Origin of the sequence: Methylibium sp. (assembly GCF_013817345.1) — a bacterium.
In the GTDB taxonomy this organism is placed as follows: Bacteria; Pseudomonadota; Gammaproteobacteria; order Burkholderiales; family Burkholderiaceae_C; genus Methylibium.
Map to the genome: position 1 here is coordinate 1 of NZ_JACDCW010000088.1, position 16,733 is coordinate 16,733.

The window sequence follows — 16,733 nt, forward strand, 5'->3', positions numbered from 1 at the left end:
CAGACCGGCGAGGGCGTGCCGCCCCGCCGCATTCGATCCGGAGGGACGCCATGTACAAATGCATCCTCGTGCCGACCGACGGCAGCGACGTGACCGGCAAGGCGGTCACAACCGCCATCACGCTGGCGCAAGCGCTCGGCTCGCGCATTCGAACGCTCAGCGCCAAGGAGCCCTTCCCTTACAGCGCGATCAGCGAGATTCAGCCGATCGCGCCGCAGGAGTACTTCGAGGCGCAGGAGCGCATCGCGCAGCAGCGGGTGCAGCAGGTGGTGGCGACCTGCGAAGCGGCCGGGCTGACCTGCGACGCCGCCACGGTGGAAGCCTCGCACCCGTACGAAGCCATCATCGAGCACGCCAGGCAGCACGGTTGCGACCTGATCGTGATGGCCTCGCACGGCCGCCGCGGCATGCGTGCCCTGCTGCTCGGCAGCGAGACGCAGAAGGTGCTGACGCACAGCAGCGTTGCCGTGCTGGTCGTGCGGTAAGAGCGCGCAGCGCCGCGGGGTGCTCTGCGCGTCGAGCTCGCGCGACGGCACGGCGCCAGGCGACCCGAATCGCCGCCACGGCAGGCGGGCGAGCGGGCGAGCCGGCGTCGTCTGGCGCCGCTCAGCCCGGTGACCCGGCGCTCTGGTCGAGCGACCCCAGCCATTGCGCCGCGCCATCCCGGTGCAGCACCACACCGCCCGCAACGCTCAGCGCGTCCTCGACGATCCAGCGAACCGCCAGCGGATACAGCCGGTGCTCGACCGCCAGAACGCGCTCGGCCAGACGCTCCTCGGTATCGTGCGGCAGCACCGGCACGACGCCCTGGGCAATGATCGGTCCGTGGTCGAGCTCCGCCGTCACGAAATGCACCGTCGCGCCCGCCAGCTTGCAGCCCGCCTCCAACGCCCGGCGGTGCGTGTGCAGGCCGGGGAACACCGGTAGGAGCGAAGGATGGATATTGACCAACCGGCCCGCGTAACGCTGCACGAAACCCGGCGTGAGGATGCGCATGAAGCCAGCGAGCACCACCACGTCGGGCGCGTGCGCATCGATCGCCTGCGCCAGCGCGGCATCGAAGGCCTCGCGATCGGCGAACGCGCGGTGATCCAGCGTGGCAGTGGCAATGCCGCGCCCGGCTGCAAAGGCCAGGCCCGCCGCGCCCGGGCGGTGGCTGATCACCGCCGCAACCGTCGCCGGCCAGCGCTCGCTCGCGCAGGCCCGCACGATCGCCGCCATGTTGGAACCGCGGCCGGAAATGAGGAACACGATGCGCTTCATCGGCGGGCAGTGTAGGCGCGCTGTGAACCGCGCCTCTTGGTGGAGCGAGCCGCCACCCAACGCCCGACGCAGGTCAGTTGTCCGCCGCCGCCATGCACGGCGAATCCCGAGGGGCGGCCCCTAGAATCCCTTCTCGAAAACCGGCCGGCTCCCCGTCGCGCACGGCCCGCCGCTCCCTGCCGCTCCGCGCACTCCTCCACCATGACAACACAAGCCGTCTCCGGCGCCCGGCCGCCCCAGCGCGTGCTTTCCGGCATGCGCCCCACCGGCGCACTGCACCTGGGCCACTACCACGGCGCACTGAAGAACTGGGTTCGGCTGCAGGCCGCCTACGAGTGCTTCTATTTCGTGGCCGACTGGCATGCGCTGACGACGCATTACCAGAGCCGCGAAGTCATCGAGAAGAACGTCTACGACATGGTGATCGACTGGCTCGCCGCCGGCATCGATCCCGAGCAATGCACGCTCTTCATTCAGTCGCGGCTTCCGGAACATGCCGAGCTGTTCACGCTGCTGGCCATGGGCACGCCGCTGGGCTGGCTCGAGCGCATGCCCACCTACAAGGATCAGATCGAAAAACTCAAGGACCGCGACCTCGCGACCTACGGCTTCCTCGGCTATCCGCTGCTGCAGGCCGCCGACATCCTGATCTATAAGGCCGCCTTCGTGCCGGTGGGCGAGGACCAGGCGCCGCACGTGGAGATCACCCGCGAGGTGGCGCGCCGCTTCAACCACCTGTATGGGCGCAGCGCCGACTTCGAGACGCAGATCGCCGCCGCGCTCGCCAAGCTCGGCAAGGACGACGCGCGCTATTTCGAGAAACAGCGCAAGGCGTACGGCGAAACCGGCGCGGCCGAGGCGCTGGCCAAGGCCGAGGCACTGCTCGCACGAGCGGCGGGCGCGGTCGCCGGCTGGACCAGCGACGACGGCGAACTGCTCGCGGGCCATCTGCGCGGCAGCGGCAAGACGGTGCTGCCGGAGCCGCAGGTACTGCTTACGGAGGTGAGCAAGCTGCCCGGCCTGGACGGCGAGAAGATGAGCAAGAGCTACGGCAACACCATCGCCATGCGCGAGGAGCCGGCCGAGGTGGAGCGCAAGATCCGCAAGATGCCGACCGATCCGCAACGCGTGCGCCGCACCGACGTCGGAAACCCGGAGCACTGCCCGGTGTGGCAGTTCCATCAGGTCTATTCGAACGACGAGGTCAAGGCCTGGGTGTGGCAGGGCTGCACCACGGCCGGCATCGGCTGCCTGGATTGCAAGCAGCCGGTGATCGACGCCATCAAGGCCGAGCAGCAGCCCTGGCGCGAGCGCGCCGAGCCTTACCTGAGCGACCCGAAACGCGTGCACTGGCTGGTCGAGGTGGGCACCGAGCGGGCCCGCACGGTCGCGCGCGAAACCATGCACGACGTGCGCGAAGCGATGGGGCTTGCCTATTGAGCGAGCCAGGGCAAGGCGCCGGTGCGCGCCGCTCGGCGCCTTCGGCGTCCATGCTCCAGACGCTCTCGGCAGTCCCCCCTCCGCACGCAATCGATTCCGCTTCGCTTTCATGGCCGGCATCCACATCACCGACATTGAATCCGCCATCAACTGGTGGCGCGAGCGTTCGCCCTCGCCGGACGGCATCACCGCCTGTCCGCAAGTGCGCGCACTGGCCGAGGTCTACGCGCTGCTCGTCTACTACCGCGAGTCGGAGTGCGACGAGAACAGCATGCCGGCCAAGGCGAAGGCCGCCTGGCTGGCCTGGTACGCCACCATGCCCGACGCGCCGTGTATCGCCATCTGCTCCACCAGCCAGGGCGACGCCGTGTGCAAGGGTTGCGGGCGCACCGAAGGCGAAGTGCAGCACTGGACTGCGATGACCCCCGGGGAGAAGCGCAGCGCCTGGCGGCGGATCACCTTGGAAGGCACGGCGTGGCGCTTCAACCGTTATGCGGAGCGCGCGCGGGAGGCGCAGCAGGCCCAAGCGGCTACCTCGGTGGTTTCGACGCAGACAGCGCAGCACTGACCCCGGCCCTCTTCTCGAGCGAAAGGGTGAAATACAACCCGCCTCGAGGGAAGGCGAGCAGAAAATCAGATCGACATCCGCGCCCGCACGCCGTCCGCGGCCATGTCTGAACCGCGGCCGCTTTGAACCACGGCCCCGCGCTCCATGACGACGTAGCGGTCGGCCAGTTCGGCCGCGAAGTCGTAGTACTGCTCGACCAGCACGATGCCCATCGGCTTGCCGTCGAGACCGGCTTTCGCCAGGCGCTTGATCACGCGACCGATATCCTTGATGACGCTGGGCTGGATGCCTTCGGTGGGCTCGTCGAGGATGAGTAGTCGAGGTCCGGCCGCCAACGCCCGCGCAATGGCAAGCTGCTGCTGCTGCCCGCCGGAGAGATCGCCGCCACGGCGGTTGATCATGCTGGCCAGCACGGGGAACAGCTCGAACAGCACCGGCGGCAGTTTCGTGCCGACCGGCTTGCCGGCCAGGCCCATCTGCAGGTTCTCGCCGACGGTGAGCCTTGCAAAGATTTCCCGGCCCTGCGGCACATAGCCCATGCCCTGGCGGGCGCGGATATAGGGCGCCGCACGCGTCACGTCGGCGCCGCCGAGGCGCACCTTGCCGCTGCGCACCGCCGCCAGGCCCATCAGGCTCTTGAGCAAGGTGGTCTTGCCGACGCCGTTGCGGCCCAGCACCACGGTTACTTCGCCGGGAGCGGCCTGCAGGTGCACGCCGCGCAGGATGTGCGAGCCGCCGTAGTACTGGTGCAGGTCTTCGATCTGAAGCATGTTCGATGAAGGATGAGAGTGCGGTTGCTCTGTTCTAAGGAGAGAGGAAGACTTCATTGGCGGCCTGGGGCGCTTTCAGGCGAGCACACCGAGCGTTCATCTCTCATCTCCCGAGATAGACCTCGACGACCTTGTCGTCGGCCTGCACCTGGGCGAGCGATCCCTCGGCCAGCACGCGGCCCTCGTGCAGCACGGTCACCTTGCGTTGCGGGTCGTCGCGCGTGAGTGCGTCGATGAAGCTCATGTCGTGCTCCACCACCACCAGCGAATGCTCGCCCTGCAGCGAGAGAAACAGCTCGGCCGTGCGCTCGGTTTCCTCGTCGGTCATGCCGGCCACGGGCTCGTCGAGTAGCAGGAGCTTCGGGTCTTGCATGAGCAGCATGCCGATCTCCAGCCATTGCTTCTGGCCGTGCGAAAGCAGCCCGGCCGGGCGTCTCGCCTCTGCCTTCAGTTGGATCCGCTCGAGTACAAATTCGATGCGCTCGCGCTGCGCGCCTGAGAGCTGCGCCCACACGGCAGCGCGCACGCGGCGGTCTGTCTTGAGCGCGAGCTCCAAGTTCTCGTAAACGCTGAGCTGCTCGAATACGCTGGGCTTTTGGAACTTGCGCCCGATGCCCAGGCGCGCGACCTCGCTCTCCGAGTGGCGCAGCAGATCGACCGTGGAGCCGAAGAACGCACGCCCCGCGTCGGGCCGCGTCTTGCCGGTGATCACGTCCATCATCGTCGTCTTGCCCGCGCCGTTGGGCCCGATGATGCAGCGCAGTTCGCCAGCGGCGATGTCGAGCGTGAGCGCGTCGAGCGCCTTGAAGCCGTCGAAGCTCACCGTGATGTCTTCGAGGTAGAGGATGGCGCCGTGCGCGACGTCGAGCGTCCCGGGCTCGACCACGCGGCCATAGCTGGCGGCTCGCCCGCCCGAGGGACCATCTCGCCGTGGCGCTTCATGGCGCTGGCGCGCACGGGCGCCGGCTTGCAGCAGCTCAGGCGTCATGGCGTGGTCCCGCGCAAGCGCCCCAGCACGCGCCGCCAGCCTCCGCCTTCACCGCCCGAAAGACGGCGGAAAAGCCCCACGATGCCTTGCGGCAGGAACAGCGTCACTGCGATGAAGAGCGCACCGAGAAAGTACAGCCAGACCTCCGGAAACGCCTGCGTGAACCAGCTCTTCGCACCGTTGACGAAGAAGGCGCCGACGATCGGGCCGATGAGCGTGGCGCGCCCGCCCACTGCCGTCCAGATCGCCATCTCGATGCCGGCCGCCGGCGACATCTCGCCCGGATTGATGATGCCGACCTGCGGCACGTAGAGCGCACCGGCCACGCCGCAGATCATGGCCGAGAGTGTCCAGATCGCGAGCTTGTACCAAAGCGGGTCGTAGCCGCAGAACATGACGCGGTTCTCGGCGTCGCGCACCGCCTGCAGCACGCGGCCGAAGCGCGTGGCGACCAGCCAGCGGGCGAACACGAAGCAGCCGATCAGCGTGAGGCCCGTGATCACGAACAGCACCATGCGCGTGTCGGGCTGCGCGATCGGCACACCGACGATCCGCTTGAAGTCGGTGAAGCCGTTGTTGCCGCCGAAGCCGGTCTCGTTGCGGAAGAACAGCAACATCGCGGCGAAGGTGAGCGCCTGCGTGATGATCGAAAAGTACACGCCTTTGATGCGCGAACGGAACGCGAAGTAGCCGAACACGAAGGCCACCGCGCCCGGCACCGCGACGATGAGCACGAGCGTGGCGAGGAAGGAGTCGCTGAGCGCCCAGTGCCAGGGCAACTCCTTCCAGTCGAGGAAGACCATGAAGTCGGGCAGCGCCGATTGGTAGTTGCCGTCCAGCCCGATCTGGCGCATGAGGTACATGCCCATCGCGTAGCCGCCCAGCGCGAAGAACAGGCCGTGGCCGAGCGAGAGGATGCCGGTGTAGCCCCACACGAGGTCCATTGCCAGCGCGCAGATGGCGAAGCACATGATCTTGGCGATGAGGCCGACGGCGTAGTCGCTGAGGTGCAAGGCGCTGTCGGGCGGGACGGCAAGGTTGAGGAGCGGGGCGAGGATCGTGACGGCGATGAGGGCGATGAGGACGCCGGTCCAGCGGCGCGTGCGACGACCCTCACCTGCGGTGCGCGCAGCGGCTTGCAGGCCGCTGCCGCTCGGCGGGCTCGCCGCATGCGGCTCGAAAGACCCACCTCGCCCCCAGCCCTCTCCCGCGAGCGGGAGAGGGAGCGATCCGGCTCTGCTTGCCTGGCCTTCTTGCGCACGGCGCCCCTCTTCCAAGCCGCCTCCCGTGGACGCGAGCACTGGCTTGGCTCCCTCTCCCCCGGACACGGGGGAGAGGGTTGGGGTGAGGGGGCGCCCGCCCGGAACGACTGCACTCATGCCTCCACGCTCCGCCCCTTGATTGCAAACAACCCCTGCGGCCGCTTCTGAATGAAGATCACGATGAACACCAGCACCATGATCTTGGCCAGCACCGCGCCCTGCCAGCCTTCCAGCAGCTTGTTGACCACACCCAGCCCGAGCGCCGCATACACCGTGCCGGCCAACTGCCCCACCCCGCCCAGCACCACCACCATGAAGCTGTCGACGATGTAGCCCTGCCCCAGGTCCGGCCCCACGTTGCCGACCTGGCTGAGCGCACAGCCGGCCAGGCCCGCGACACCGGCGCCGAGCGAGAAGGCAAGCGTGTCGACCTTCGCGGTATCCACACCCATGCACGCCGCCATCGGCCGGTTCTGCGTCACGCTGCGCACGAACAGGCCCAGCCGCGTGCGCGCGATCACCAGCGCCATGCCGGCCAGCACCAGCAGCGCGAAGGCGATGATGAAGATGCGGTTCCAGGGCAGCGTGAGATTGCTCATCACCTGGATGCCGCCCGACAGCCACGACGGGTTCTCGACCGGCACGTTCTGTGCACCGAACAGCGAACGCACGGTTTGCATCAGCACCAGGCTGATGCCCCAGGTGGCCAGCAGCGTTTCCAGCGGGCGGCCGTAAAGCCAGCGGATGACGCTGCGCTCCATGAGCGCGCCGACTGCAGCCGAGGCCAGAAAGGCGACCGGGATCGCGACCAGCACATAGCTGTCGAACCAGTCCGGCGCGTGCGCCCGAAACAGGTTCTGCACACCCCAGGTGGCATAGGCGCCGATCATGATCAGCTCGCCATGCGCCATGTTGATCACGCCCATCAGGCCATAGGTGACCGCCAGGCCCAGCGCGGCCAGCAGCAGGATGCTGCCCAGGCTCAAGCCGGTGAACACCACGCCGAGCCGCTCGCCCCAGGCCAGGCGCGAGCCGATCGCATCGACCGCGCGGTTCAGTGCCTTGCGCACGGCCGGGTCGTTTTCGCCGCCTTGTGCGGCAGGTTTCAGCCGGTCGAGCAACAGCGCGCGCGTGCTGGCCTGATCACCGGCGGCAAGTGCCTGCGCGGCGGCCAGGCGCTGCGCCACCGAGCCGGAAGTCACCAGCGCCACAGCGCGAAGCAACTCGATTTCGGTCCGCAGCGAGGCATCGGTCTCGGCGGCGAGTGCCTTGTCCAGCAAGGGCAGCTTGCTCTCGTCGATGTTGCCGACCAGTGTGCCGAGGGCGGCGCGGCGCTCGGAGATGTCGGCCGAGAACAAGCCCAGCGCAGCAAGCGCCGCCTCGAGCTCGCCGCGCATGCGGTTGTTGTTGATCGCGTCCTCCGCGTCGTCCGGCAGGCTGGCGGCCTCGCCGGTGCCGGCCTCCACGACCTCTTCGCCCCGCACGATGTAGGCACGCTCGGCATCGACCTTGACGGCGCCTTCTAGCAGGGCGCCCACCAGCACCGGCACGCGCTCATCACCCGCGGTCAGCGCAGCCTGAAGCGCCGCAATACGCGAGTCGCTGTCGCCGGTGGCGATGGCGTGGGCCTGGCAAGGCGTGAGGGCGTGGGCGCCGGTAACCAGGCACGAGGCCAGGATAAAGACGAAGAAACTCAGCCCGCGGCGCGAGATCACTGAAGACACTCCTGGTGTGGCAAAACGCCCGCCGCCTGTACCTACTCACCTCGCTCGAGGCAACAACAAGCGGCGAGAAATCAAAGGGAGATTGAGTTGCCCCCTCTCCCTGGCAAGGGAGAGGGCTGGGGTGAGGGTCGTGGCCGCGCAAGCAGCAACGCCTTCGTGATCCCGCCGGCTCCTCACCCCAACCCTCTCCCCAGAGGGGCGAGGAAGCAAGACCACCCGATTCACATCTTCTTTTCGGGCTCGTCCTTCTTGGCGCTGTTGCCCTGGATGTAGGGGCTCCAGGGCTTGGCCTGGATGGGGCCCTTCGTCTTCCACACCACATTGAACTGGCCGTCGGCCTTGATCTCGCCGATGAACACCGGCTTGTGCAGGTGGTGGTTCTTCTCGTCCATCTTCGCCACGAAGCCGCTCGGCGCCTTGAAGGTCTGCCCGGCCATGGCGGCGATCACCTTGTCGGTCTCGGTGCTCTTGGCCTTCTCGACCGCCTGCTTCCACATGTGGATGCCGATGTAGGTGGCTTCCATCGGGTCGTTGGTGAGCGGCTTGTCGGCGCCCGGCAAATTCTTCGCCTTGGCGTAGGCGGCCCACTTGTCCTTGAACTCCTTGTTGGCCGCGCCCGGCACGCTCATGAAGTAGTTCCAGGCGGCGAGGTGGCCGACCAGCGGCTTGGTGTCCACACCGCGCAGTTCTTCCTCGCCGACGGAGAACGCCACCACCGGCACGTCGGTCGCCTTCAGGCCCTGGTTGCCGAGCTCCTTGTAGAAGGGCACGTTGGAGTCGCCGTTGATGGTCGAGACCACGGCCGTCCTCTTGCCCTGCGAGGCGAACTTCTTGATGTCGCCGATGATGGTCTGGTAGTCCGAGTGGCCGAAGGGTGTGTAGGCCTCCATGATGTCGGCGTCGGCCACGCCCTTGCTCTGCAGGAAAGCACGCAGGATCTTGTTGGTGGTGCGCGGGTAGACGTAGTCGGTGCCGAGGAGCACCCAGCGCTTGGCCGCGCCGCCGTCCTTGCTCATGAGGTATTCCACGGCCGGAATGGCCTGCTGGTTGGGCGCCGCGCCGGTGTAGAAGACGTTCTTGCTGAGCTCTTCGCCCTCGTACTGCACCGGGTAGAACAAAAGCCCGTTGAGCTCCTCGAACACCGGCAACACCGATTTGCGCGACACGCTGGTCCAACAGCCGAAGGTGGCGGCGACCTTGTCCTGCCCGATGAGCTGGCGGGCCTTCTCGGCGAAGAGCGGCCAGTTCGATGCGGGGTCCACCACCACCGGCTCGAGCTTCTTGCCCATCACGCCGCCCTGCGCGTTGATCTCCTCGATCGTCATCAGGGCAACATCCTTGAGCACCGTTTCCGAAATCGCCATCGTGCCGGAGAGCGAGTGCAGCACACCGACCTTGATGGTGTCGGCCGCAAAGGCAGCCGGTGTGCAAAGGCCGGCTGCAAGCAGTGAGGCGGCGGTGGCCTGGAGCGCGATTCGACGGTTCATGGTTTCCCCTTCGGTTGAGTGCATACGGTTTTGCAAGGCTTGTGCCAAAGCATCCGAACGAGGAAGCGGACGAGCAATCTCCGCAGGGCCGCTCACAAAGGGAACACTGCCGCGCGTTGCACGGAGGGCTTCCTTTATCGGCGCCGATGCACCTGGCTCGCACGACAACAGGGCGGGCACACCATTGCGGCGCCTAACCGCACGCTGCCGGTGCAGCTAAGCTCGCCGGTGAGCCCTGCAAACGAGCACAGCCGCTCCAAGCCGGGGCACGCGGCTTGCAAGACGCAACGCCGATCCCGATGACCAGCCTCTGTTGGAAAGACACCCATGGACCTGCTCCCGCGCGAGAAAGACAAGCTGCTGCTCTTCACCGCCGCGCTGCTGGCCGAGCGGCGCAAGGCGCGCGGTGTGAAGCTCAATGTGCCGGAGGCCATCGCCCTGATCAGCGCGGCCATCCTCGAAGGTGCACGCGACGGCAAGAGCGTGGCGCAACTCATGAGCGAGGGCCGGCAGGTGCTTGCGCGCAACGACGTGATGGAGGGCGTGGCGGAACTGGTTCCCGACATCCAGGTCGAGGCCACTTTCCCCGACGGCACCAAACTGGTGACAGTGCACCAACCGATTCCCTGAACGAAGGAGACAACACCATGCACAAGCTCGCTTTCCTCGCCGCCGCCCTGACGCCGGCGGTCGCAGCAGCCCACCCCGGCCATGGCATCGAAGCCGAGTGGCACGCGCATGCCGGCGATGCGCTCGGCCTGCTGGCCCTTGCCGTGGGCGTCGGCGTGGCGCTGTGGCTTTTGCGAGGCAAGTGAGCATGGTGCCGGGCGAGCTGTTCACCGACGGCCCCGACCATGCGCTCAACCCGGGCCGCCGCACACTTGTTTTGGTGGTGGCCAATGGCGGCGATCGGCCGATCCAGGTGGGTTCTCACTACCACTTCGCCGAGACCAACGGCGCGCTGCGCTTCGACCGCGTTGCCGCGCGCGGCATGCGCTTGAACATCGCCTCCGGCACGGCGTTGCGCTTCGAGCCCGGCCAGCAGCGCACGATCGAACTGGTCGACTACGCGGGCGCGCGACGGGTGTTCGGTTTTCGCGGCCTCGTGCAGGGAGCGCTGTGATGGCGGCGAGCGCAGCGTCTTGCTGCTTAGGGCAGATGAACATTCCCTCGAATGACCGGGAGCGCTACGGCGTGGCTGAGGCGTCGTCATGACCATCGGTCGCCGCGCGTATGCCGAGATGTACGGCCCCACGGTCGGCGACCGGGTCCGCCTTGCCGACACCGAACTCATCATCGAAGTCGAAGCCGACCACACGCTGCGCGCCGGCGGCTACGGTGAGGAAGTGAAGTTCGGCGGCGGCAAGACCATCCGCGACGGCATGGGCCAGTCGCAGCGCGCTAACGGCCCGGGACCGAACGATGCGGTCGATTGCGTCATCACCAACGCACTCATCCTCGACCACTGGGGCATCGTCAAGGCCGACATCGGCCTGCGCGGCCAGCGCATCTGCGCGATCGGCAAGGCTGGCAACCCCGACGTGCAGCCGGGGGTCGATATCGTCATCGGCCCGGGCACCGAGATCATCGCGGCCGAAGGCATGATCGTCACCGCCGGCGGGATCGACAGCCATATCCACTTCATCTGCCCGCAGCAGATCGAGGAGGCACTGGCGAGCGGCATCACCACCATGCTCGGCGGCGGCACGGGGCCTGCCACCGGCACCTTCGCGACCACCTGCACGCCGGGGCCGGAGAACATCGCCCAGATGCTGCGCGCGGCCGAGGCCTTCCCCATGAACCTGGGCTTCATGGGCAAGGGCAACGCCAGCCGGCCCGAGGCCCTGCGCCAGCAGGTCGAGGCCGGTGCCATCGGGCTGAAGCTGCACGAGGACTGGGGCACCACGCCGGCAGCGATCGACTGTTGCCTGAGCGTGGCCGAAGAGGCCGACACGCAGGTGGCGATCCACACCGACACGCTCAACGAGAGCGGTTTCGTCGAAGACACCATTGCGGCCTTCAAGGGCCGCACCATCCACAGCTTTCACACCGAAGGCGCAGGCGGCGGTCATGCGCCGGACATCCTCAAGGTGGTGGGCGAAGCCAACGTGCTGCCCTCCTCCACCAACCCCACCCGGCCCTACACCGTCAACACCATCGACGAGCATCTGGACATGCTGATGGTGTGCCACCACCTCGATGCGTCGATCGCCGAGGATCTGGCCTTCGCCGAGAGCCGCATCCGCCGCGAGACCATTGCGGCGGAGGATGTGCTGCACGATCTGGGGGCGATCTCGATCTTCAGCTCCGACTCGCAGGCGATGGGTCGGGTCGGTGAGGTGGTTCTTCGCTGCTGGCAGACGGCGCACAAGATGAAGGTGCAGCGCGGTTGGCTGCAGCCCTCACCCTCCGTCCTCTCTCGCGGGGCGGGAGAGGGAGTCAATACCGCCGGCACAGGAGAGACAGCCGGACAAGCTCCCTCTCCCGCGCAGCGGCAGCACTCCCATCGCAACGACAACTTCCGCGCCAAACGCTACGTCGCCAAATACACCATCAACCCCGCGCTCGCCCACGGCATCGCCCACGAAGTCGGCAGCGTAGAGGTCGGCAAGTGGGCCGACCTGGTGCTCTGGCGGCCCGGCTTCTTCGGCGTCAAGCCCAGCCTGGTGCTCAAGGGCGGTTTCATCGCTCAGGCGCTGATGGGCGATGCCAACGCCAGCATCCCCACGCCGCAGCCGGTGCATTCGCGGCCGATGTTCGGTTCTTTCGGCGGCGCACTGGCGCGCGGCTCGATCAGCTTCGTGAGCCAGGCGGCGCTGGCCGCCGGCATCGGCGAACACCTCGGCCTGCGCAAGTCGCTGGCGGCCGTGCGCGGTTGCCGCACGGTGAGGAAGACCGACATGATCCACAACGCATGGCTGCCTCGCATGGAGGTCGACCCCCAGACCTACGCGGTGCGCGCCGACGGCCAGTTGCTCACCTGCGAGCCGGCCGTGGTGCTACCGATGGCGCAGCGCTATTTCCTGTTCTGACTCTTCCGCGTGCGGCGCAGCGACCACAGGCCGCCCGTGTTCAACCGACTCCTCAGCCATTCGACAATGCCGCCATGCTGACCTTCAACAAACTCATCTCCGGCGGCCGCGGCCTCGCGCCGGTGCTGCTGAGACGCGCCGCCACCGTCGAGCTCGACTGGGACGTGCGCCAGAAAAGCCGCTTCGACGCGACCGACTCGCTGGGCCGCGCGCTCGGCGTGTTCCTGCCGCGCGGCACGGTGCTGCGCGGCGGCGACGTGCTGGTGGCCGAAGACGGCTCGCTGCTTCGCGTGATCGCCGCCGCCCAGCCGGTGCTGCAGGTCACCCCCTGCGCCGAGCACGGCTCGCCCTTCGACCTGATGCGTGCCGCTTATCACCTGGGAAATCGCCACGTCGCGCTCGAACTGCAGCCCGACCGTCTGCAGTTCGAACCCGACCACGTGCTCGCGGCGATGCTGCAGGCCATGCACCTGACGGTGACCGAAGCGCAGGCGCCGTTCGAGCCCGAAGCCGGCGCCTATGCGGCCGGCGGCGCACACGGGCACTCGTCTGGGCAGGCTCAGGAGCACCAGCACGCGCACAGCGGCGATTACGGTCACGACTCCAAGCCGGCTGCGGCCCGAGGCCGGCCGGTCGGTATCGCCGTGCAGGCGGCGCCAGTGCCGCACGTTCACGGTCCGGGCTGCGGGCACGACCACGGGCACTGATCACTGCAATGCCGCGCGTAAGCCGACCGGTCGCGCCGACAAGTGCCGCGACATGGCTCACCTTGGCCTGGCTGGCCTCGCCCGCCCTGCCCGTCGGAGGTTTCAGCTATTCCGAGGGATTGGAGCCGGCAGTCGAGGCGGGCCATGTGAGCGACGAAGCATCGGCACGCACCTGGCTGCTCGACCAGTTGCACATGAGCCTCGGCCACAGCGACCTGCCGGTCGTCGGCAAGGCGCTCGGTGCATGGCGGCGGCGCGATGCAGAGTCGGTCACCGAGCTCAACGCCTGGATCGACACGACCCGCGAGACGCGCGAACTGCGCCAGCAGACCCAGCAAATGGGCCGCTCGCTGCTGGAATGGCTGCGCAACCGCACGCCCGACGATCCGCGGCTGAAGCAACTCGCTGCGCTGTCACCCGCCCCGACCTGGCCGATCGCCTTCGCACTGGCTGCCGAGCAGGCCGCAGCCACACCCCGCGAAGCCGGCTTGGCCTTTGCCTTCGGCTGGGCGGAAAACATGGTGCAGGCCGCGCTCAAGGCCGTGCCACTCGGCCAGAGCGCCGGGCAGCGCGTGCTGGCTGCCTTGGTCGACGCGATTCCGCCGGCCGTGGACGCCGCGCTGCGGCTGAGCGAGGGCCGGCGGCAAGCCTTCACGCCCATGCTCGCCATCCTGTCGGCGCAGCACGAAGCCCAATACTCGCGCCTGTTCCGCTCCTGAACCCGTCAACACAAGGAAAGGCAACGCCATGAGCGCCCTGCACGACATCCCCAATCGAACCAAGCGATTGCCGCCGCTGCGCGTGGGCGTGGGTGGGCCGGTCGGCAGCGGCAAGACGACGCTCGTCGAACTGCTGTGCAAGACGATGCGCGAGCGCTACGACCTGGTCGTCATCACCAACGACATCTACACCAAGGAAGATCAGCGGCTGCTCACGGTGGCCGGCGCACTCGAGGCGGAGCGCATCATGGGCGTGGAAACGGGCGGCTGCCCGCACACCGCCATCCGCGAAGACGCCTCGATCAATCTCGAAGCGCTCGATCGCATGCTCGAGCGGTTTCCGAACGCCGACATCGCCTTCATCGAAAGCGGCGGCGACAACCTCGCCGCCACCTTCAGCCCGGAACTCAGCGACCTGACGATCTACGTGATCGACGTGGCCGCCGGCGAAAAGATTCCTCGCAAGGGCGGGCCCGGCATCACAAAGAGCGACCTGTTCGTGATCAACAAGACAGACCTCGCCCCGCATGTCGGCGCCGATCTGGAGATCATGGCCGCCGACACCCGCCGCATGCGCCAGAGTCCGGCCGGCTTGAAGCCCTTTGTCATGACCAACCTCAAGACGCGCGAGGGCCTGATCGAGGTGGTCAGCTTCATTGAACGCCGCGGCATGCTCGGCGAGGCCGGCACCGGCACCGGCACCGGCACCGGCACAAGCGCAGACGCAGACGCATGAAGTACTGCGCGGGCTGAAGCGGCGTCTGGTCGTGCTCCCCGCTCCCTGCCCAGGCGCTGCAGCCGTACGGCGCCGAGGAACGCCAATTGCCACCTGAAGACCGTTCGGCCGCGACATCGAGTGTCGCGCGCTGCATGCCACGGACTCGCCACAACGCGCAGAAGCGATCGATGACCCACCCACCCACCCAAATCCACCTTGATCCCAGCACCCGGCGACACCGCGCCGCCGGGACCGGTTTCAACACCTGGCCGTACCGATCTGAACGACCCACACCACTCCGGCGATGCGCGGCCGGGCCGCAGTGATGCAGTGCGGTCCCGGTCCGGCGGCAAAGAGCCGACAGCCAGCGAGGTGTCGGACGGTCAGCACCTGCCCGGCTCCCAGGACGGTGCCAGCACCGAACCCCGCCCCGAGACCCGCCTCGGCGGTCCGTCGTCGCAAGGGCTGAGCGACGCGCAGGGCAGTGGCGGCGGCGCCGAGCGCGGCGTCAATCAGCCACCGGCTCGCAAGCGCTCGTCCACCGGCCAACGCGAGGGTTCATCGAGCACCACCCAAGACGGCGGCACCGCGGACGGTTCGCCGGAAAGTAGCGAGAGCAAGGCCGACAACAGCGGCGGCTGAGTCCGGCTTGTTCGTCGCCCGGCTACGGGCGCGTTCCGAGCCGCTCGATGCGATCCGCGATCTGCTGCACGCTCTGCGTGGTGTGGTTCATGCGCTCGGCCGCGACAGCCGCCATGGCAGCCGCCTCACCGGTCTGCGCTTGTGCGAAAGCGCGAACCCAACGGCTCGCCGGCGACACCGCCTTCAGGGTCACGCCAAGGCCGAGCCGCTCGAGCCTCGCGGCATTGTCGAATTGGTCGTGCGCAAAGGGCACCACGATTTGCGGCACGCCCGCTGCAAGCGCTTCGGCGCAGGTCCCGATGCCGCCATGGTGAACGAGCGTGGCAAGCCGCGGCAGCAGCGCGTCGAACGGCGCATAGGCAGCGTGGTGCGCCCAGTCGGGCAAAGGGCTCGGCAGCTGATCGGCATACGGCGTCACGAGCACCGCGCGGCGACCGAGGGTGGCGCACGCCTCGAGGCCGCGGGCGAAGAAAAGCTTGCCATGCGCCATGGCGGAACCCGGAGTCAAGCCGATCGGTATTGGCCCGGCCTCCAGGAAATCGGCGAGCGCCGGATCGAGCCGAGACGGCTGCGCTTCCCGCAGCAGCGCAAAGCCCGTCGTCACCGCCTGATCGGGCCAATCCGGTTGCGTGGGCGCGAACCATTCGGGCCAGGCACAGATCACGAGCTCGGGTGAGTGCATCCACCGGCTGAGCACGCGGCGCACGGGCTGCAAACCCAGTTCGGCACGAACGCGGTTCAAGGCCGGGGCAATGTCCGGATCGATCAGCACGCGTTCGCTGATCGATTGAAGAAGCCGCACCGCCCAGCCGGGAAGCCACGACAAATCACCCACTCCCGGCAACACGGGCGGCAGCGTCGCGGAGGCCAGGCAAGACGGCGACAGATGAACGGTCGCGCCCGGCACACCCAGACGCTCTTGCACCAGTCGGACGTTCCACGCCAGCGTGCTGCCGATGAGCACTGTCTCTTTCGGCCTTACCAGCTGCTCCAGCGCCGCAGTCGATTCTGCCAGCCGGTCGAGCAGTTCGCGAAGAATGATCTGAAGCCCGCGCCGGGGATGCCACAGATCCGGCAGTTGCACAAGACGCTCGTAGTCGGCCGTCGAGCCGAAGGGAACAAAGCCGATGCCGGCTCGCTCGACCGGAGCACGAAAGCGAGACGAAGTCTGCATCTGCACTTCGTGCCCCCGCTCCAGCAGGGCTTGCGAGATGGCGATGAAGGGATAAACATCGCCGGCGCTGCCAACCGCGCAGATCAGGACGTGCATTCGGCGAAAGTGGTCGGCCGAGCGGGCATGAAAAAAGCCGTTGGAGATCAACGGCTTCGGGTGGGGTGGCTGATGGGGCTCGAACCCACGACAACAGGAATCACAATCCTGGACTCTACCAACTGAGCTACAGCCACCACAGG

General features: G+C 67.7%; 18 protein-coding genes and 1 tRNA gene. 11 read left to right on the top strand and 8 right to left on the bottom strand.

Annotated elements, in window-relative coordinates; translation table 11 throughout:
- Positions 1-50 precede the first annotated feature (50 nt).
- Positions 51-485, top strand: coding sequence for a universal stress protein (locus tag H0W40_RS15105; protein WP_292447699.1), 435 nt, complete (start codon positions 51-53; stop codon positions 483-485).
- 121 nt (positions 486-606) lie between these two features.
- On the opposite strand, the gene purN is transcribed toward H0W40_RS15105, so the two are convergent.
- Positions 607-1,263 (bottom strand): phosphoribosylglycinamide formyltransferase, encoded by a 657-nt coding sequence (purN, locus tag H0W40_RS15110; protein WP_292447702.1) that lies wholly within the window; start codon positions 1,261-1,263, stop codon positions 607-609.
- 201 nt (positions 1,264-1,464) lie between these two features.
- On the opposite strand from purN, the gene H0W40_RS15115 reads away from it, so the two are divergent.
- Positions 1,465-2,703, top strand: a complete 1,239-nt coding sequence (locus H0W40_RS15115) for a tryptophan--tRNA ligase (protein WP_292447706.1) — start codon at positions 1,465-1,467, stop codon at positions 2,701-2,703.
- Positions 2,704-2,812: 109 nt separating this feature from the next.
- Positions 2,813-3,271 (top strand): DUF3717 domain-containing protein, encoded by a 459-nt coding sequence (locus H0W40_RS15120; protein WP_292447707.1) that lies wholly within the window; start codon positions 2,813-2,815, stop codon positions 3,269-3,271.
- Positions 3,272-3,336: 65 nt separating this feature from the next.
- Here H0W40_RS15120 and urtE read toward each other — a convergent pair whose 3' ends face one another.
- The 5 genes from urtE to urtA all read right to left on the bottom strand — a co-directional run bounded on the left by urtE (position 3,337) and on the right by urtA (position 9,502).
- Entirely contained in the window at positions 3,337-4,041 is a 705-nt protein-coding gene (urtE, locus tag H0W40_RS15125; protein ID WP_292447709.1) for an urea ABC transporter ATP-binding subunit UrtE, read from the bottom strand.
- A 103-nt stretch (positions 4,042-4,144) separates the two neighbouring features.
- Positions 4,145-5,029 carry an urea ABC transporter ATP-binding protein UrtD gene (gene urtD, locus H0W40_RS15130; protein WP_292447712.1) on the bottom strand — a complete coding sequence of 295 codons (885 nt, stop codon included), beginning with the start codon at positions 5,027-5,029 and terminating at the stop codon, positions 4,145-4,147.
- Complete coding sequence (gene urtC, locus H0W40_RS15135; protein ID WP_292447734.1) at positions 5,026-6,171, bottom strand: urea ABC transporter permease subunit UrtC; 1,146 nt, start codon at positions 6,169-6,171, stop codon at positions 5,026-5,028. The genes urtD and urtC overlap by 4 nt, the downstream gene beginning before the upstream one ends.
- 233 nt (positions 6,172-6,404) lie before the next feature.
- On the bottom strand, positions 6,405-8,003 hold the full coding sequence (urtB, locus tag H0W40_RS15140) for an urea ABC transporter permease subunit UrtB (RefSeq protein WP_292447738.1): 1,599 nt from the start codon (positions 8,001-8,003) through the stop codon (positions 6,405-6,407).
- A gap of 233 nt (positions 8,004-8,236) precedes the next feature.
- Positions 8,237-9,502, bottom strand: a complete 1,266-nt coding sequence (gene urtA, locus H0W40_RS15145) for an urea ABC transporter substrate-binding protein (RefSeq protein WP_292447715.1) — start codon at positions 9,500-9,502, stop codon at positions 8,237-8,239.
- 327 nt (positions 9,503-9,829) lie between these two features.
- Between urtA and H0W40_RS15150 the strand changes: the two genes are divergently transcribed.
- The 8 genes from H0W40_RS15150 (at position 9,830) to H0W40_RS15185 (ending at position 15,320) form a co-directional block, all read left to right on the top strand.
- Positions 9,830-10,132 (top strand): urease subunit gamma, encoded by a 303-nt coding sequence (locus H0W40_RS15150; RefSeq protein WP_292447717.1) that lies wholly within the window; start codon positions 9,830-9,832, stop codon positions 10,130-10,132.
- 17 nt (positions 10,133-10,149) lie between these two features.
- Positions 10,150-10,317, top strand: coding sequence for a hypothetical protein (locus H0W40_RS15155; RefSeq protein WP_292447719.1), 168 nt, complete (start codon positions 10,150-10,152; stop codon positions 10,315-10,317).
- Between the two features lie 2 nt (positions 10,318-10,319).
- The gene (locus H0W40_RS15160) at positions 10,320-10,625 is read left to right on the top strand and encodes an urease subunit beta (protein ID WP_292447740.1); all 306 of its coding nucleotides are present in this window, start codon (positions 10,320-10,322) and stop codon (positions 10,623-10,625) included.
- Positions 10,626-10,713: 88 nt separating this feature from the next.
- On the top strand, positions 10,714-12,534 hold the full coding sequence (locus H0W40_RS15165; RefSeq protein WP_292447720.1) for an urease subunit alpha: 1,821 nt from the start codon (positions 10,714-10,716) through the stop codon (positions 12,532-12,534).
- A gap of 74 nt (positions 12,535-12,608) precedes the next feature.
- The gene (gene ureE, locus H0W40_RS15170; protein WP_292447723.1) at positions 12,609-13,241 is read left to right on the top strand and encodes an urease accessory protein UreE; all 633 of its coding nucleotides are present in this window, start codon (positions 12,609-12,611) and stop codon (positions 13,239-13,241) included.
- Between the two features lie 8 nt (positions 13,242-13,249).
- Positions 13,250-13,960 carry an urease accessory protein UreF gene (locus H0W40_RS15175; RefSeq protein ID WP_292447725.1) on the top strand — a complete coding sequence of 237 codons (711 nt, stop codon included), beginning with the start codon at positions 13,250-13,252 and terminating at the stop codon, positions 13,958-13,960.
- 28 nt (positions 13,961-13,988) lie between these two features.
- Positions 13,989-14,696 (top strand): urease accessory protein UreG, encoded by a 708-nt coding sequence (gene ureG / locus H0W40_RS15180; RefSeq protein ID WP_292447728.1) that lies wholly within the window; start codon positions 13,989-13,991, stop codon positions 14,694-14,696.
- Between the two features lie 312 nt (positions 14,697-15,008).
- On the top strand, positions 15,009-15,320 hold the full coding sequence (locus H0W40_RS15185) for a hypothetical protein (RefSeq protein WP_292447730.1): 312 nt from the start codon (positions 15,009-15,011) through the stop codon (positions 15,318-15,320).
- A gap of 22 nt (positions 15,321-15,342) precedes the next feature.
- Here H0W40_RS15185 and H0W40_RS15190 read toward each other — a convergent pair whose 3' ends face one another.
- Positions 15,343-16,590, bottom strand: coding sequence for a nucleotide disphospho-sugar-binding domain-containing protein (locus H0W40_RS15190; protein WP_292447732.1), 1,248 nt, complete (start codon positions 16,588-16,590; stop codon positions 15,343-15,345).
- 61 nt (positions 16,591-16,651) lie between these two features.
- Positions 16,652-16,727: transfer RNA gene (locus H0W40_RS15195), tRNA-His, on the bottom strand.
- Positions 16,728-16,733: the final 6 nt, after the last annotated feature.

What these genes read in the sequence shown, in the direction of transcription:
- H0W40_RS15105 (WP_292447699.1), top strand. Translation starts at nt 51, where the DNA reads ATGTACAAATGCATCCTCGTGCCGACCGACGGCAGCGACGTGACCGGC.
- purN (WP_292447702.1), bottom strand. Translation starts at nt 1,263, where the DNA reads ATGAAGCGCATCGTGTTCCTCATTTCCGGCCGCGGTTCCAACATGGCG.
- H0W40_RS15115 (WP_292447706.1), top strand. Translation starts at nt 1,465, where the DNA reads ATGACAACACAAGCCGTCTCCGGCGCCCGGCCGCCCCAGCGCGTGCTT.
- H0W40_RS15120 (WP_292447707.1), top strand. Translation starts at nt 2,813, where the DNA reads ATGGCCGGCATCCACATCACCGACATTGAATCCGCCATCAACTGGTGG.
- urtE (WP_292447709.1), bottom strand. Translation starts at nt 4,041, where the DNA reads ATGCTTCAGATCGAAGACCTGCACCAGTACTACGGCGGCTCGCACATC.
- urtD (WP_292447712.1), bottom strand. Translation starts at nt 5,029, where the DNA reads ATGACGCCTGAGCTGCTGCAAGCCGGCGCCCGTGCGCGCCAGCGCCAT.
- urtA (WP_292447715.1), bottom strand. Translation starts at nt 9,502, where the DNA reads ATGAACCGTCGAATCGCGCTCCAGGCCACCGCCGCCTCACTGCTTGCA.
- H0W40_RS15150 (WP_292447717.1), top strand. Translation starts at nt 9,830, where the DNA reads ATGGACCTGCTCCCGCGCGAGAAAGACAAGCTGCTGCTCTTCACCGCC.
- H0W40_RS15155 (WP_292447719.1), top strand. Translation starts at nt 10,150, where the DNA reads ATGCACAAGCTCGCTTTCCTCGCCGCCGCCCTGACGCCGGCGGTCGCA.
- H0W40_RS15160 (WP_292447740.1), top strand. Translation starts at nt 10,320, where the DNA reads ATGGTGCCGGGCGAGCTGTTCACCGACGGCCCCGACCATGCGCTCAAC.
- H0W40_RS15165 (WP_292447720.1), top strand. Translation starts at nt 10,714, where the DNA reads ATGACCATCGGTCGCCGCGCGTATGCCGAGATGTACGGCCCCACGGTC.
- ureE (WP_292447723.1), top strand. Translation starts at nt 12,609, where the DNA reads ATGCTGACCTTCAACAAACTCATCTCCGGCGGCCGCGGCCTCGCGCCG.
- H0W40_RS15175 (WP_292447725.1), top strand. Translation starts at nt 13,250, where the DNA reads ATGCCGCGCGTAAGCCGACCGGTCGCGCCGACAAGTGCCGCGACATGG.
- ureG (WP_292447728.1), top strand. Translation starts at nt 13,989, where the DNA reads ATGAGCGCCCTGCACGACATCCCCAATCGAACCAAGCGATTGCCGCCG.
- H0W40_RS15190 (WP_292447732.1), bottom strand. Translation starts at nt 16,590, where the DNA reads ATGCACGTCCTGATCTGCGCGGTTGGCAGCGCCGGCGATGTTTATCCC.